At 52.2% G+C, this 14378-nt stretch carries 17 protein-coding genes; 9 read left to right on the top strand and 8 right to left on the bottom strand.

Annotated features, from left to right (window positions below; genetic code table 11):
• Positions 1 to 163: 163 nt before the first annotated feature.
• From AC2T6E_RS03915 to ycgZ, 3 genes are read right to left on the bottom strand one after another with little or no spacing between them, the layout of a single operon-like run.
• Positions 164 to 442 carry a biofilm development regulator YmgB/AriR family protein gene (locus AC2T6E_RS03915; RefSeq protein WP_010430215.1) on the bottom strand — a complete coding sequence of 93 codons (279 nt, stop codon included), beginning with the start codon at positions 440 to 442 and terminating at the stop codon, positions 164 to 166.
• A gap of 29 nt (positions 443 to 471) precedes the next feature.
• Positions 472 to 792 carry a hypothetical protein gene (locus AC2T6E_RS03910; RefSeq protein WP_120158838.1) on the bottom strand — a complete coding sequence of 107 codons (321 nt, stop codon included), beginning with the start codon at positions 790 to 792 and terminating at the stop codon, positions 472 to 474.
• 4 nt (positions 793 to 796) lie between these two features.
• Positions 797 to 1036 (bottom strand): regulatory protein YcgZ, encoded by a 240-nt coding sequence (gene ycgZ, locus AC2T6E_RS03905; RefSeq protein ID WP_010430219.1) that lies wholly within the window; start codon positions 1034 to 1036, stop codon positions 797 to 799.
• A 341-nt stretch (positions 1037 to 1377) separates the two neighbouring features.
• Between ycgZ and AC2T6E_RS03900 the strand changes: the two genes are divergently transcribed.
• Positions 1378 to 2598 (top strand): diguanylate phosphodiesterase, encoded by a 1221-nt coding sequence (locus tag AC2T6E_RS03900; RefSeq protein ID WP_214604935.1) that lies wholly within the window; start codon positions 1378 to 1380, stop codon positions 2596 to 2598.
• A 187-nt stretch (positions 2599 to 2785) separates the two neighbouring features.
• The gene (locus AC2T6E_RS03895; protein WP_211445937.1) at positions 2786 to 3514 is read left to right on the top strand and encodes a MerR family transcriptional regulator; all 729 of its coding nucleotides are present in this window, start codon (positions 2786 to 2788) and stop codon (positions 3512 to 3514) included.
• A gap of 160 nt (positions 3515 to 3674) precedes the next feature.
• On the opposite strand, the gene AC2T6E_RS03890 is transcribed toward AC2T6E_RS03895, so the two are convergent.
• Together AC2T6E_RS03890 and AC2T6E_RS03885 are read right to left on the bottom strand one after the other, a co-directional pair.
• Positions 3675 to 4166 (bottom strand): Hcp family type VI secretion system effector, encoded by a 492-nt coding sequence (locus AC2T6E_RS03890; protein ID WP_148399478.1) that lies wholly within the window; start codon positions 4164 to 4166, stop codon positions 3675 to 3677.
• A 241-nt stretch (positions 4167 to 4407) separates the two neighbouring features.
• Complete coding sequence (locus AC2T6E_RS03885) at positions 4408 to 4932, bottom strand: DUF2778 domain-containing protein (protein ID WP_214594116.1); 525 nt, start codon at positions 4930 to 4932, stop codon at positions 4408 to 4410.
• Positions 4933 to 5374: 442 nt separating this feature from the next.
• Between AC2T6E_RS03885 and sufA the strand changes: the two genes are divergently transcribed.
• The 7 genes from sufA to ldtE all read left to right on the top strand — a co-directional run bounded on the left by sufA (position 5375) and on the right by ldtE (position 12003).
• Positions 5375 to 5743, top strand: a complete 369-nt coding sequence (gene sufA / locus AC2T6E_RS03880) for a Fe-S cluster assembly scaffold SufA (RefSeq protein WP_010430228.1) — start codon at positions 5375 to 5377, stop codon at positions 5741 to 5743.
• Between the two features lie 8 nt (positions 5744 to 5751).
• Positions 5752 to 7242, top strand: coding sequence for a Fe-S cluster assembly protein SufB (gene sufB, locus AC2T6E_RS03875; RefSeq protein WP_010430231.1), 1491 nt, complete (start codon positions 5752 to 5754; stop codon positions 7240 to 7242).
• A gap of 9 nt (positions 7243 to 7251) precedes the next feature.
• Positions 7252 to 7998, top strand: a complete 747-nt coding sequence (sufC, locus tag AC2T6E_RS03870) for a Fe-S cluster assembly ATPase SufC (protein WP_238460212.1) — start codon at positions 7252 to 7254, stop codon at positions 7996 to 7998.
• Positions 7973 to 9244: a Fe-S cluster assembly protein SufD gene (gene sufD, locus AC2T6E_RS03865; protein ID WP_486690621.1), complete on the top strand. Its 1272-nt coding sequence runs from the start codon at positions 7973 to 7975 to the stop codon at positions 9242 to 9244. The genes sufC and sufD overlap by 26 nt, the downstream gene beginning before the upstream one ends.
• Positions 9241 to 10461, top strand: coding sequence for a cysteine desulfurase SufS (gene sufS / locus AC2T6E_RS03860; RefSeq protein WP_486690619.1), 1221 nt, complete (start codon positions 9241 to 9243; stop codon positions 10459 to 10461). Before sufD ends, sufS begins: the two co-directional genes overlap by 4 nt.
• Positions 10462 to 10475: 14 nt before the next feature.
• Positions 10476 to 10892, top strand: a complete 417-nt coding sequence (gene sufE / locus AC2T6E_RS03855) for a cysteine desulfuration protein SufE (protein ID WP_108416839.1) — start codon at positions 10476 to 10478, stop codon at positions 10890 to 10892.
• A 97-nt stretch (positions 10893 to 10989) separates the two neighbouring features.
• Entirely contained in the window at positions 10990 to 12003 is a 1014-nt protein-coding gene (gene ldtE / locus AC2T6E_RS03850; protein ID WP_120158827.1) for a L,D-transpeptidase LdtE, read from the top strand.
• A gap of 60 nt (positions 12004 to 12063) precedes the next feature.
• Here the strand turns inward: ldtE and lpp are convergent, their stop codons facing one another.
• From lpp to ynhH, 3 genes are all read right to left on the bottom strand, one after another.
• Positions 12064 to 12300: a murein lipoprotein Lpp gene (gene lpp / locus AC2T6E_RS03845; RefSeq protein WP_010430241.1), complete on the bottom strand. Its 237-nt coding sequence runs from the start codon at positions 12298 to 12300 to the stop codon at positions 12064 to 12066.
• A gap of 311 nt (positions 12301 to 12611) precedes the next feature.
• Positions 12612 to 14024: a pyruvate kinase PykF gene (gene pykF / locus AC2T6E_RS03840; RefSeq protein WP_010430242.1), complete on the bottom strand. Its 1413-nt coding sequence runs from the start codon at positions 14022 to 14024 to the stop codon at positions 12612 to 12614.
• A 7-nt stretch (positions 14025 to 14031) separates the two neighbouring features.
• Entirely contained in the window at positions 14032 to 14328 is a 297-nt protein-coding gene (gene ynhH / locus AC2T6E_RS03835) for a protein YnhH (RefSeq protein ID WP_419716694.1), read from the bottom strand.
• Positions 14329 to 14378 lie beyond the last annotated feature (50 nt).

The raw sequence follows: 14378 nt of genomic DNA, 5'->3' as shown, positions 1-14378 counted from the left end.
CAATGTTTAACTGGAAAGCCCAGTCCCTTATTGGCTTAAGCAGGAACCATGCCACATTGCTTGTGCTTGATTTACAGGGTGTTATGGAAGGAGTGCGTGTCATCGTCAGGCTGTTCGTCAGAATTGACGATGACACGCTCGCTTTTTTGGGAGGAGGAGGGGGTCAAAGATCGTCCATGGTGTAGCCGACGACGATTTCCAGCGTCTTGCGGATCACATCTGCCTGAACGACATCGTCAGTGGCTTCCAGCGTCTGGATCAGCCAAAGGATAATGGCCTTATTGGTCAGATGCCCTTCAGAGGCAAGGACACAGCGTACTGCAGTAGAAAAAACAGCGGACTCTTCAGCAAAACGTTCGCCTGCATGACGGAAGTACTCCGATAACGCACTGTCTAGAAAGGCAGAATGAAATTCGGGTTGAAGCTGAATATTTTGTCTCATTTGTTCTCACCGTAGCTGTATGGTTGCAGTCAATGTATCTTCTTTGGATCGGACGGTTTTCCATTACCAAATAACGGCACTACATTGTCTCGACTCTCTCTGAGAGATCCCTCTCTTTTTGGTCGTCCGTGTGCGGTTCTGCGACGTTTAAAGGCGGGGTCATTTGAACCGATTTCGGCAATCACCCTCGCAAGTGTCTCCCGCCGCTGGGGATCCTTTTCATGTGCTTTCATATTGCGCAGACGCTGGATAAGACCTTCGGTTGTCACGGGGCCACGCTCTCTCAGAAGAGAAAGAACGGCTTCACCGATTAGCTGGTCGATCAGGCGATCTGCGTCACTACTGTTCATCACGTTACCGTTCGAAAAGCAGTCCAAGCAGCATGTGATAATGCTGTTCCTCTTCCGGGCCTTCAGCCCTTTCGAGACGACTTAAAAGTTTGGTACAGAGCGATTTGCGATTGAGATGTCGCCCGTCGCTAAGAATTTCAACAACCACCTGACCCAGCGTCTCCTGCTGAGTAGGTAGCGCGGCTTTCTCGAAGTACTGCGCGATTGCTGCTGCTGAATCTGCGACATAACCGTTCTGGTTCATGTTTCGCTCCTGTAAATATCCGTAATCAGTAACGTTACAATTAAGGTATACATATTTTTCAAATCTGTACATTCAAAATGTACAGATTTTTAGATTTTTCTTGATATATTTTATAATTTTTATAAATATCAGTTGGTTGTGATTGTATCATTCAGCGTTATCGTTGCAGGATATATTGTACAATCTCGATTGTGCTCAGAGAGTTGTACAACACCAAAACCCGGCTTTGTAAATGCGCTAAATCATTGACGTGTAAATTATTTGTTAAGCAATGAATGTGCTATAACAACACTCTATCCACGATCTTTTCGTGGCCGAACCTATAAACCCCCAGGAATAGCATGCTAACAACCATCATTTACCGCAGTCATATCTGCGAGGACGTTCCGGTGAAAGCGCTGGAAGAAATGGTAGCTGCTGCAAATCGTAAAAATCGGCACTCCGATGTCACGGGGATCTTGCTGTTTAACGGCACACATTTTTTCCAGTTACTTGAAGGGCCAGTTGATAATGTGACGGCCATCTATCAGCATATCTGCCGTGACCCGCGACATCATAATGTGGTGGAACTCATGTGCGATCATGGTCCCTTCCGACGCTTTGGCAATGTGGGTATGGAGCTTTTCGATTTGCGTCAATTTGATACAGACGAAGTGCTCCAGCAGGTGCTTGATAAAGGGACGACGAGGTACCGGTTGACGTATAGCGACCGTGCCCTGCAGTTTTTCCGCACCTTCGTTGAGGCCACAGAAAAAGCCAACTATTTTGAACTGCCTCCGGCGAACAGCTGGGAATTTATTTCCGAAGAGACGCCCTTATCCGCGCAGTCAGAGGTTGTGGCAAAAGGTGCAGAGTGCAGCTTTGCGTTTCAACCCATCGTCGATCCCTTTATGCAACAGATTGTCTCCTGGGAAGCGCTGATTCGTACGCCCGAAGGGGACTCACCTGCTGCCTATTTTCAGACTCTGCCGCAAGACGCGCTTTATGAGGCCGATCTGAAGAGCAAGCAGGTGGCACTGTCGATGGCCAGCGCGCTGGGGCTACACACCCAAACGCTGTCCCTCAATCTGCTGCCGATGACGCTGGTTAACGTGCCTAACGCGGTTGATTTCCTGCTCACGGTCATTGAGGCGAATGGTTTTGTGCCGGAACAGATCGTTGTCGAGTTCACAGAGAGTGAAGCGATCTCCCGCTTTGACGAATTTACACATTCAGTCAGGCAGTTAAAGAGCGCGGGTATCAGCGTGACGATCGATCACTTTGGCGCAGGGTTTGCCGGGCTGCAGCTGCTGGCGCAGTTCCAGCCGGACAGAATTAAGATTAATCGGGATTTGATCGCCAACGTGCACAAAAGCGGCCCGCGCCAGGCGATTGTACAAGCCATCATCAAATGCTGCGCGTCCCTGGAAATCCAGTTCTGCGCGGTGGGGGTTGAACTGGCTGAGGAGTGGATGTGGCTGGAATCCGCCGGGATTTCGCAGTTTCAGGGGCATCTTTTTGCCAGCCCGCGTCTGGGCGGGATCCCGGCTGTTGCCTGGCCTGAAAAAAAGAACGATTTCTAAAAACCTGTACATGACACCCGAGAGTTAACTGTACGAACAGAGAAATTTGGACAACAATAGATTAACAAGTGAAAGGATTTGACCCCTTTCACTTGTCTCATAACGGGGAGTTGGTTATACAAATGCGTTGTACAATCTGATAAGGTTGGTGCGGTTAGGTATGGAAGTGTTGAGCGTGAGGGAGTTAATGGCCTATTACAGTATCGGCGAAGTCGCCGAACGATGCGGTATCAACCCCGTTACGCTGCGCGCCTGGCAACGCCGTTATGGTTTGTTGAAGCCGCAACGCAGCGAAGGGGGCCATCGTCAGTTTGACGATGAGGATATCCTGCGTATCGAAGAGATCAAGCGCCTGATGAAAACCGGCGTCTCGGTCGGAAAAGTCAAAGCGTTACTGGAAAATAAAGAAGAGCTGACGCAGGGCAACTGGGTCTCTTTCCAGGAAGAGATGATGACGGTTCTGCGTTACGCCAGCCCGGGTAAACTGCGTGCCAAAATCGGCGAATTCCGCCGCGATCATGCGATGGATGCGCTGATTGATAACATTATTTCTCCGGTCCGACAGCGAATGAACCAGGACCAAAATACCGTGCGTCACATGGCGAGTCTGTTTGACGGCGTACTGATCGAATTCGCGGTTGCAAGCCTGGCGGAATCCCGCAAGAAAGCCGGTAAAGATGCTCTCCTGATTGGTTGGGAATGCGATGACCGCACCCACCTGTGGCTGGAAGCTGCGCGCTTATCGCAGAAGGGCTGGCACATTGACGTCTTGGCTGAACCCATCGATTCACCGCGGCCTGAACTCTTCCCGGGGCAAAAAATCTTCGTCTGGACGGGGAAATCCCCCACACCTCGCCAGCAGGAACAGCTCGATCACTGGCGTGAACAGGGGTTTGCTGTTTCATTTCATCACTGATCGTAAGAGGCCTTGAGGGCCTTTTTTGTTTTTGTCACTTCCTGAGCAAAAGTTAACTTCGCATGTTTAATGTGCCGAGGCGTCATCAGGAGCGTGAAAGGATGAGCACCATTACCAGATAATTCACAAAAGAATAGGTGGCGGTGCTCCTTATTATTACTCAGCTTGTATGGCGCTCATTCCATGCATCTGAAAATTGGATATTACCGTCAATAATTCTCCAGGTGATTTTTTCATATTGAATGCTGACACTTTCAATATGATTCATTTTATCGTTGCCCGCTAGCTTAACATTTGGAACGCTACAGTGGACGCCCGTTAATTTCACATTCTCCATAAGAACGGTGTAATAGCAAACCTCCTGACCTGCATCATTGATGTGATAAAACCTGATTTCTGCGCTTTTCAACGTCTGCCCGGTTGCTGCAGCCTTGTAAAGATATGGTGTAGCGCTATCAACTTCTTTTTCAATCATCATGGATGAGTGCTGGCGGGTGCCGGTGATTTTGCCGTTTGCGCTGTCAACGGGCAAGTTTATACCGTGGCTCAGGCCGATAATTTCAATACTTCCTTCACGATCTTGTACGTCAACAGATCCTTTGATATCTGCACCGCCATCGTCTTTAAGCCACATATAGGGAGGTATAGGCATTTATTAGTTCCTTATTTTTTCGATTAAATTCATTGTTATAATATAAAAAGGGATGATGATAATTAGCATTATAATCCAGTCAATAAATGAGTAGGCGTCATACATTGATTCTGCACTCTCATTTCCGGTGATAATCATTGCTGTTGTTCTGGCTAAATCATAGTTAATATATATCTCAGGGCCTGGTAGTATATGACCTACAGTGAGTAATAAAATGAGAAAATAAATAATTTTACATGCTCTACGAGCAAGGTTTTTTAATGTAGCCACCAGCTACGACCTCCACCCATCCCCGCGCCATTAATGACCTCATGCATGGGACCTGAATAAGTGATGTATTCATTAGCGCGTTATGAATCATCGCAAAATCAGACATGTTGGCGATAGTTATGCAACCTTTTGAAACCGTGCCTGGATGGAGTCGGAAATTTCCACGTTTTACGCTTTCTACCCATGTGTAATCATCAATACCCCAGTCATCACGCCACAAAGCAAACCAGTCCGATTTACCAAAAGCATTTCTGCCAATAAATCTGTTAGCTCCATCGTGAATTTCCTCTTTTTTTTGCGAAAACCAGTTACCCTCCCTGCGATCTACAATCCAGTATTTCCCTAAGGGAATAGGACCCGTATTGGCGACATGTCCGCAACTGGCATTGTTTCTGCTGGCCCCCAACCCTGAGTGCGCCATGAACACGCCCACCCCATACAAATCGAAAGGCGCGTAATCTGCGCCGTTCAGAATCATCTTTCCCTGTAACGCCATATGACACCTATTTTCCATTAAATGTGTATGGTTAATGCTACAGCGATTGTTAATGTGATCCAGAGGGACTGCATGATTTTCAGAAAAAGACTCTGATTATCCGATTGTTTGCTGCTGGGGTAGCACTTGTTTCTGTGCGCCAAAGCGCATTCGTTTGACTATGTTTACGACAGCTAAAGAAGCTATCTTAAAAATAGGCATTTCCGATGCATATTTTACTTTTCTCCTCATCGCCACAAATGCCGCGGCGAAATGCATTATTTATCAATGCATTGAACAATTAAATCCATCCTGCCTGCATCCTTCTACAGGGTCTATGCTTAATAAAAGTAACCAAAAAGGGCGGTTTACCCGGATGCCCCTACTGACAGGGGGTTGAAGTGATAATCGTTATCACTAACATGGTGTTATGCCCTGATGGCTATTCAGACGAGGTGGACCTATGGAACTGCATTCAGAAACCTTTAATCCGGCCGATTTTGCCTGGCGCGGTTTAACGCTCACGCCAGCGGCGGCGGCACACATTCACGAGCTGGTGGCGAAAAAGCCCGAGATCCTCGGCGTACGTTTAGGCGTCAAACAGACCGGATGCGCAGGTTTTGGTTACGTGCTTGATACCGTCACCGAACCCGAGAAAGATGACCTGGTCTTCGAAACCGATGGCGCGAAACTGTTCGTTGCGCTGCAGGCGATGCCCTTTATTGACGGCACCGAAGTGGACTACGTCCGCGAAGGCTTAAACCAGTTATTCAAATTTCATAACCCGAAAGCCCAGAACGAATGCGGCTGCGGCGAAAGCTTTGGGGTATAGGCGGTACTATGTCTCGTAATACTGAAGCAACGAGTGATGTGAACACCTGGAGCGGCGGACACCTGAATTATAAAGAAGGGTTCTTCACGCAGCTGCAGACCGATGAGCTGGCGAAAGGCATCAACGAAGATGTCGTGCGGGCGATCTCGGCCAAACGTAATGAACCCGAATGGATGCTCGAATTTCGTCTGAGTGCCTTCCGCGCCTGGCTGGAAATGGAAGAGCCGCACTGGCTGAAAGCGCACTACGACAAGCTGAACTATCAGGATTACAGCTACTACTCCGCGCCCTCCTGCGGCAGCTGTGACGACACCTGCGCCTCGCAGCCGGGAGCGGTACAGCAAACCGGCGCAGAAAACAGCTTCCTGAGCAAAGAAGTTGAAGAAGCCTTTAATCAGCTTGGCGTGCCCGTTCGCGAAGGAAGAGAGGTGGCGGTGGACGCCATTTTCGACTCCGTCTCGGTGGCGACCACCTACCGCGAGAAGCTGGCAGAGCAGGGGATCATTTTCTGCTCCTTCGGCGAAGCGATTCACGATCATCCGGAACTGGTGAAAAAGTACATTGGGACCGTGGTGCCCTCTAACGATAATTTCTTCGCAGCGCTCAACGCAGCGGTGGCCTCCGACGGTACCTTTATTTACGTACCAAAAGGCGTACGTTGCCCGATGGAGCTGTCAACTTATTTCCGTATCAACGCGGAAAAAACCGGCCAGTTTGAACGTACCATTCTGGTGGCCGATGAAGGCAGCTACGTCAGCTATATCGAAGGCTGTTCCGCCCCGGTACGCGACAGCTATCAGCTGCACGCGGCGGTGGTGGAAGTCATCATCCACAAAGACGCTGAGGTGAAATACTCCACGGTGCAAAACTGGTTCCCGGGCGACGGTAATACCGGCGGCATTTTGAACTTCGTTACCAAGCGCGCGCTGTGTGAAGGCGAAAACAGCAAGATGTCCTGGACCCAGTCGGAAACCGGCTCGGCCATTACCTGGAAATATCCGAGCTGCATCCTGCGCGGGGATAACTCCATCGGCGAGTTTTACTCGGTGGCGCTGACCAGCGGGCATCAGCAGGCCGATACCGGCACCAAGATGATCCACATTGGTAAAAACACCAAATCCACCATTATTTCGAAAGGGATCTCCGCCGGGCACAGCCAGAACAGCTATCGCGGGCTGGTGAAAATCATGCCGACGGCCACCAACGCGCGTAACTTTACCCAGTGTGACTCGATGCTGATTGGCGCTGACTGCGGCGCGCATACCTTCCCGTACGTCGAGTGCCGTAATAACACGGCCCAGCTTGAGCACGAAGCGACCACGTCGCGCATCGGGGAAGACCAGCTCTTCTACTGCCTGCAGCGCGGGATCAGTGAAGAAGATGCCATTTCTATGATTGTGAACGGCTTCTGTAAGGACGTGTTCTCTGAACTGCCGCTGGAATTCGCCGTTGAAGCACAAAAACTCCTCGCCATTAGTCTTGAACACAGCGTCGGTTAAGGAAAGCACATGTTAAGCATTAAAGATTTACAGGTTAGCGTGGAAGAGAAAGCCATCCTGCGTGGCCTCAATTTTGACGTCAAGCCGGGTGAAGTTCACGCCATCATGGGGCCGAACGGCTCCGGGAAAAGTACGCTTTCCGCGACGCTGGCAGGACGCGAAGATTACGAAGTCACCCACGGCTCCGTCGAGTTTAACGGCAAAGATCTGCTGGAGATGTCGCCGGAAGAGCGGGCCGGGGAGGGCATTTTTATGGCCTTCCAGTACCCGGTAGAAATTCCGGGCGTCAGCAATCAGTTCTTCCTGCAGACGGCGCTGAACGCGGTGCGCAAATATCGCGGTCTCGACGCGCTGGACCGCTTCGACTTCCAGGATCTGATGGAAGAGAAGATCAAGCTGCTGAAAATGCCGGAAGACCTGCTGACCCGTTCGGTGAACGTCGGTTTCTCCGGCGGTGAGAAAAAGCGTAACGACATTCTGCAGATGGCGGTGCTTGAGCCCGAGCTGTGCATTCTTGATGAGACCGATTCAGGCCTGGACATCGACGCCCTGAAGATTGTCGCAGACGGGGTGAACTCGCTGCGTGACGGCAAGCGCTCGTTTATTATCGTCACCCACTACCAGCGCATTCTTGACTACATCAAACCAGACTACGTCCACGTGCTTTACCAGGGGCGCATTGTGAAATCCGGCGATTTCACGCTGGTTAAACAACTGGAGGAGCAGGGTTATGGCTGGCTTACCGAACAGCAGTAATGCACTCCAGCAGTGGCACCGGCTGTTTGAAACGCAGGGGCAATCGCGTTCAGAGCAGGCCCAGCAGCACCTTCAGCAGATGCTGCGTCTGGGTCTGCCCACCCGTAAGCACGAAAACTGGAAATACACTCCGCTCGATGGCCTGCTGAACGGCGAGTTTGTCACGCGCTCGGCGGACGTCACTCCGGCCCAGCGAGACGGGCTGGCGTTACCTGTGGATGCGCTGCGTCTGGTCTTTGTCGACGGCGTGTTTCACCCGGAACTCAGTGACGAGACGCGACACAGCGGCTTTGAAATCGCCGTGAATGACGTTCATCAGAGTCTGGCCGCACCGGTACAGCCGGAGGTCTTCCTGCATCTCACCGAAAGTCTGGCGCAGTCTGTGACGCATATCAGCGTAAAACATAACCAGCGTCCGGCGAAGCCGCTGCTGCTGATGCACATCACTCAGGGGCTGGACGGTGACGAAATCAACACCGCGCACTATCGCCACCATCTTGAACTGGGGGAGGGGGCAGAGGCCACGGTGATTGAACATTACGTCAGCCTCAACGAGACGCGCCACTTTACCGGCTCGCGTCTGACGATGAATGTGGCGGCCAATGCCCAGCTTCACCACATCAAGCTGGCGTTTGAGAACCCGCAGAGCCACCACTTTGCCCATAACGACATTTTACTGGGGCAAGATGCCGCGGCCTACAGCCATAGCTTCCTGCTCGGCAGCGCGGTGCTGCGCCACAATACCAGCACCCAGCTTAACGGTGAAAATACCACCCTACGCATTAACAGCCTGGCGATGCCGGTCAAATCTGAAGTGTGCGACACGCGCACCTGGCTTGAGCACAACAAAGGCTATTGCAACAGCCGTCAGCTGCATAAAACGATCGTCAGCGACAAAGGGCGCGCGGTGTTTAACGGCCTGATTAACGTGGCCCAGCACGCCATTAAAACCGACGGACAGATGACCAACAACAACCTGCTGCTGGGGCGTCTGGCGGAAGTGGACACCAAACCGCAGCTGGAGATCTACGCCGATGACGTGAAATGCAGCCACGGTGCGACGGTCGGGCGGATTGACGATGAGCAGATGTTCTACCTGCGCTCCCGCGGTATCGATCGGCAGGCGGCGCAGAAGATGATCATCTACGCGTTTGCCGCCGAGCTGACGGAAGCGCTGCACGATGGCGCGTTAAAACAGCAGGTGCTGGCCCGTATCGGTCAGCGTCTGCCTGGAGGCGAAGCATGAGTTTTCCCGTCGAGAAAGTACGGGCAGATTTTCCCGTTCTGACCCGTGAAGTGAACGGTCTGCCGCTGGCCTATCTGGACAGCGCGGCCAGCGCGCAGAAACCGAATCAGGTGGTGGATGCAGAAGCCGAATTCTATCGTCACGGCTATGCCGCCGTGCATCGCGGTATTCATACCCTGAGCGCCGAGGCGACCCAGCGTATGGAAAACGTGCGCACGCAGATTGCCGCTTTCCTCAATGCGCAATCGCCTGAAGAGCTGGTCTTCGTGCGCGGCACCACCGAAGGGATCAACCTGGTCGCCAACAGCTGGGGCAACGCACAGGTGCATGCGGGCGATAACATCGTCATCACGCAAATGGAGCACCACGCCAATATCGTGCCGTGGCAAATGCTCTGTGAGCGCGTTGGTGCGCAGCTGCGGGTGATCCCGTTGAATGCCGACGGGACGCTTCAGCTTGAGCAGCTTGACGCGTTGCTGGATGAGCGCACGCGGCTGGTGGCCGTCACCCAGGTCTCTAACGTACTGGGGACTGAGAACCCGGTGGCGGAGATTATCGCAAAGGCCCATCAGGCAGGGGCGAAGGTACTGATTGACGGCGCGCAGGCGGTGATGCACCACGCGGTTGATGTCCAGGCGCTGGACTGCGATTTCTACGTCTTCTCGGGACACAAACTCTACGGCCCGACCGGGATTGGCGTGCTGTATGTGAAAGAAGACATCCTGCAGGCGATGCCGCCGTGGGAAGGGGGCGGGTCGATGATCGCCACCGTTAGCCTCTCAGAAGGGACTACCTACGCCCGCGCGCCGTGGCGTTTTGAGGCGGGCACGCCCAACACCGGGGGCATTATCGGGCTGGGGGCGGCGGTCTCCTACGTTTCTGCGATTGGCCTTGATGCCATTCAGGAATATGAACAGCTGCTGATGCACTATGCGCTTGCCCAGCTTGCCAGCGTACCGGATTTAACCTTATACGGCCCGGCTGACCGACAGGGTGTGATTGCGTTTAATCTGGGTAAACATCACGCCTATGACGTGGGCAGTTTTCTGGATAATTATGGCGTGGCGGTCCGTACCGGGCATCACTGCGTCATGCCCCTGATGGCGTTTTACCAGGTGCCGGCAATGTGTCGCGCGTCGCTGGTGATGTACAACACAACGGAAGAGGTCGACAGGCTGGTGGCGGGGCTTAAGCGCATTCACCAGTTGCTGGGCTAACGGAGAGGCGAAAGATGGCAGAACTGCCGGATAAAGATAAATTGCTGCGCAACTTCGGGCGTTGCGCTAACTGGGAAGAGAAATATCTCTATATTATTGAGTTGGGGCAGCGTTTAGCGCCGCTCAGCGAAGAGGCGCATAACCCGGATAATATTATTCAGGGCTGCCAGAGCCAGGTGTGGATTGTGATGAAGCAATCTGCCGATGGCACTATCGAATTACATGGCGACAGCGACGCTGCGATTGTGAAAGGGCTTATTGCCGTCGTCTTTATTCTCTATCACCAGATGTCGGCGCAGGACATTGTCGCTTTTGATGTTCGTCCCTGGTTCGAAAAAATGGCACTCACCCAACATCTCACCCCGTCCCGATCCCAGGGACTGGAAGCGATGATCCGCGGCATTCGCGCCAAAGCTGCAATCCTTAGCTAGACTTACAGAACAGCATTCATTCTGTTTCGCGAGGTGGTTCCCGCCTCGCTGGTTTTTCAGCTTTCTGGCGTTCTGTCAGTGAATAAGGAATCTCAGTATGAAGCGCGCGTCTCTAATAACTCTATTACTCCTTGGTTCGCTCGGTGTGCTTAATTCGGCCCGGGCGGTGGATTATCCGTTGCCGCCCGCAGGCAGCCGTCTGATTGGGCAAAATCAAACCTACACGATTCAGGAAGGCGACAATAAACTGCAGGCCATTGCCCGCCGGTTTAATACGGCTGCTCAGCTTATTCTTGAAACCAATAATACCATTGCACCGGTGAACCCCGCGCCGGGGACGGTGATCACCATTCCTTCTCAAATGCTGCTGCCGGATACCCCGCGGGAAGGGATCGTGGTCAACCTGGCTGAGCTTCGGCTTTACTATTTCCCGCCGGGGGAGAATATCGTTCAGGTCTTCCCGCTCGGTATCGGGCAGCTGGGACTGGAAACGCCGGTGACGACCACCCGCGTGAGTCAGAAAATCCCTAATCCAACCTGGACACCGACAGCGGGCATCAGGGCGCGCTCTCTGGCGCAAGGAATTAAATTGCCGCCGGTCGTGCCAGCAGGGCCAAATAACCCGTTAGGACGCTTTGCGCTGCGTTTAGGCGTAGGGAACGGTGAATATCTCATCCACGGCACCAGCGCGCCGGACAGCGTCGGTTTACGGGTCAGTTCAGGCTGTATGCGGATGAACGCGCCGGATATCAAAGCGCTTTTTGGGCAGGTGCGTGTTGGCACGCGGGTCCAGATTATCAATGAGCCGGTGAAGTTTGCCGTCGAGCCGGACGGGAAACGCTACATCGAAGTACACCGTCCGTTGGCGCAGGTCGAGGGGGAAAACCCACAGGTAGCGCCCATTAGCCACTCTGAAGATTTCGCGACCTTCGTGTCTCAATCGGGGAGTGATAAAGCGCTTATCGATAAAGCCCTGTCACGTCGTGCGGGGATCCCGGTGGCAGTGTCTGCCGGTAGTGGTCCATCAGCAAGCAACAGCGTGTTGTCGGTGCAGAACAGTCGGGTGTCAGCTGCGGTAGCCGAAGAGGAAGGGGAGAGGGTGACGCAGTAGGGGTTTGACGAAGGCAAAAAAAATGGCGCACAATGTGCGCCATTTTATTAACAGGTACTATTACTTACGGTATTTAGTAGCCTGGTTGTCCAGACGCTGGTTAGCGCGAGCTGCGTCGTCTTTAGCAGCCTGAACGTCGGAACGGATTGCGTTCACGTCGTTGCTCAGCTGGTCAACTTTAGCGTTCAGAGTCTGAACGTCAGAAGACAGCTGATCGATTTTAGCGTTGCTGGAGCAACCTGCCAGCAGAGTAGAACCCAGGATTACCGCGCCCAGTACCAGTTTAGTACGATTCATTATTAATACCCTCTAGATTGAGTTAATCTCCATGTAGCGTTACAAGTATTACACAAAGTTTTTTGGGTTGAGAATATTTTTTTGATGGGAATACGCCTATTTTTGATCGTTCGCTCAAAGAAGCAACGAATTTGGCCTTTTTGTCGAAAAAGCCATGTTAAAAAAGGCATTTTTCATCGGATTCATCTTAGATAAATCGCAATTAAATAGAAAAACCCGATTTGCTTTTTGAATAGATAGGGCTAATGACAGGAATAAAAAAAGCGCCCCGAAGGACGCTTTCTATCAAAAAATAATTCGTTCGGGAATTATTACAGTACGTGAACAGATGCAGTGTTAGTGGTACCTGCTGGAACCAGGGCACCAGAAACCATCACCACAACGTCGCCTTTCTGTGCCAGACCGCTTTCCAGCGCCATCGCTTTACCCTGAATGTAGAAATCATCGGTAGACGCGATCTCTTTCACCAGATGGGCAACCACGCCTTTGCTCAGCACCAGCTGACGCGCGGTGGTTTCATTGGTGGTCAGGGCCAGGATGGTGGCATCCGGGAAGTATTTACGCACTGCACGAGCAGATTTACCGCCCTGGGTCGCTACCACGATCAGCGGTGCGTCCAGTTTCTCAGCGGTTTCAACTGCACCGCGGCACACAGCTTCGGTGATGCGCAGTTTGCGGCTGTCGTTGTTGAAGTCCAGACGGCTGGTCATCACGCGGTCAGTACGCTCGCAGATGGTTGCCATGATGCCGACCGCTTCCAGCGGGTATTTACCCTTCGCTGACTCACCGGACAGCATCACTGCATCGGTACCGTCGAGGATGGCGTTCGCCACGTCGCCTGCTTCAGCGCGGGTAGGGCGTGGGTTTTTGATCATGGAGTCCAGCATCTGCGTTGCAGTGATAACCACTTTACGCGCGCGAACGCATTTCTCGATCATCATCTTCTGCGCGAAGATCACTTCTTCAACCGGGATCTCAACACCCAGGTCGCCACGTGCAACCATGATGCCGTCAGACGCTTCGAGAATTTCGTCGAAGTTGTTCAGGCCTTCCTGGTTTTCGATTTTGGAGATGATCTGGATCTTCTCGCCGCCGTGCGCTTTCAGGTGCTCACGGATCTCAACCACGTCAGAACGCTTACGGATGAAGGATGCAGCAACGAAATCAACACCTTGCTCGCAACCAAAGATCAGGTCCTGTTTGTCTTTTTCAGCCAGTGCTGGCAGCGCGATAGAAACGCCCGGCAGGTTAACGCCTTTGTTTTCGCCCAGGTCGCCGTTGTTCAGCACTTTACAGATAACCTTGTTACCTTCGATAGCGGTAACTTCCATACCGATCAGGCCATCATCCACCAGCACGGTGTTGCCGACGGACAGATCGCTGGTGAAGCCTTCGTAGGTCACTGCAACGATTTCGCTGTTACCAACAACAGATTTGTCGGTGGTGAAGGTGAAGGTCTGGCCCGCTTTCAGAGAAACGTCGTTACCGCCTTCCAGTTTGATGGTACGGATTTCCGGACCTTTGGTATCCAGCAGAATAGCGGCTTTTTTGCCGGTCTTGCTCATCACGTTGCGCAAGTTCTGGATACGCTGGCCGTGCTCAGCATAGTCGCCATGGGAGAAGTTCAGACGCATCACGTTCATGCCGGCATCCAGCATTTTGCTCAGCATCTCTTCAGATTCGGTTTTCGGGCCGATAGTACAAACAATTTTCGTCTTTTTCATGACAGTCTTAGTCTTTAAGTTGGGAAGGATATGGAAATCTCGCTCCGGGGGCGCACCGCCGCGGAGTCAAACCTGTGTTGCAAAAGAGTATATGACACGCACTAAGGATAGGAGACATCAAATGAGCGTGCAGAAGAAAGTGTGCCTGAGTGTCAGCCCAACGAAGGAGAGGAGAAGTTGTACGTTGTTTTTTGTATTCCAAGCGCTGAAACCATTCACCAGGGATTTGGCGCGCATTATACGCTGATTTTAAGATAAAAGGAAAATGGAAACAGCGTTTCAAAAATAATCTGTGCAGATTCACATAAGTTTGTTATCAAGGCGTTAAGGCATAATGACAACTTATGGCGGCAG

This window comes from Enterobacter sp. B79-1 (assembly GCF_057444735.1).
Note: the sequence above shows the minus strand (reverse complement) of the source record. Positions and strands in the feature narration are given on the sequence as shown.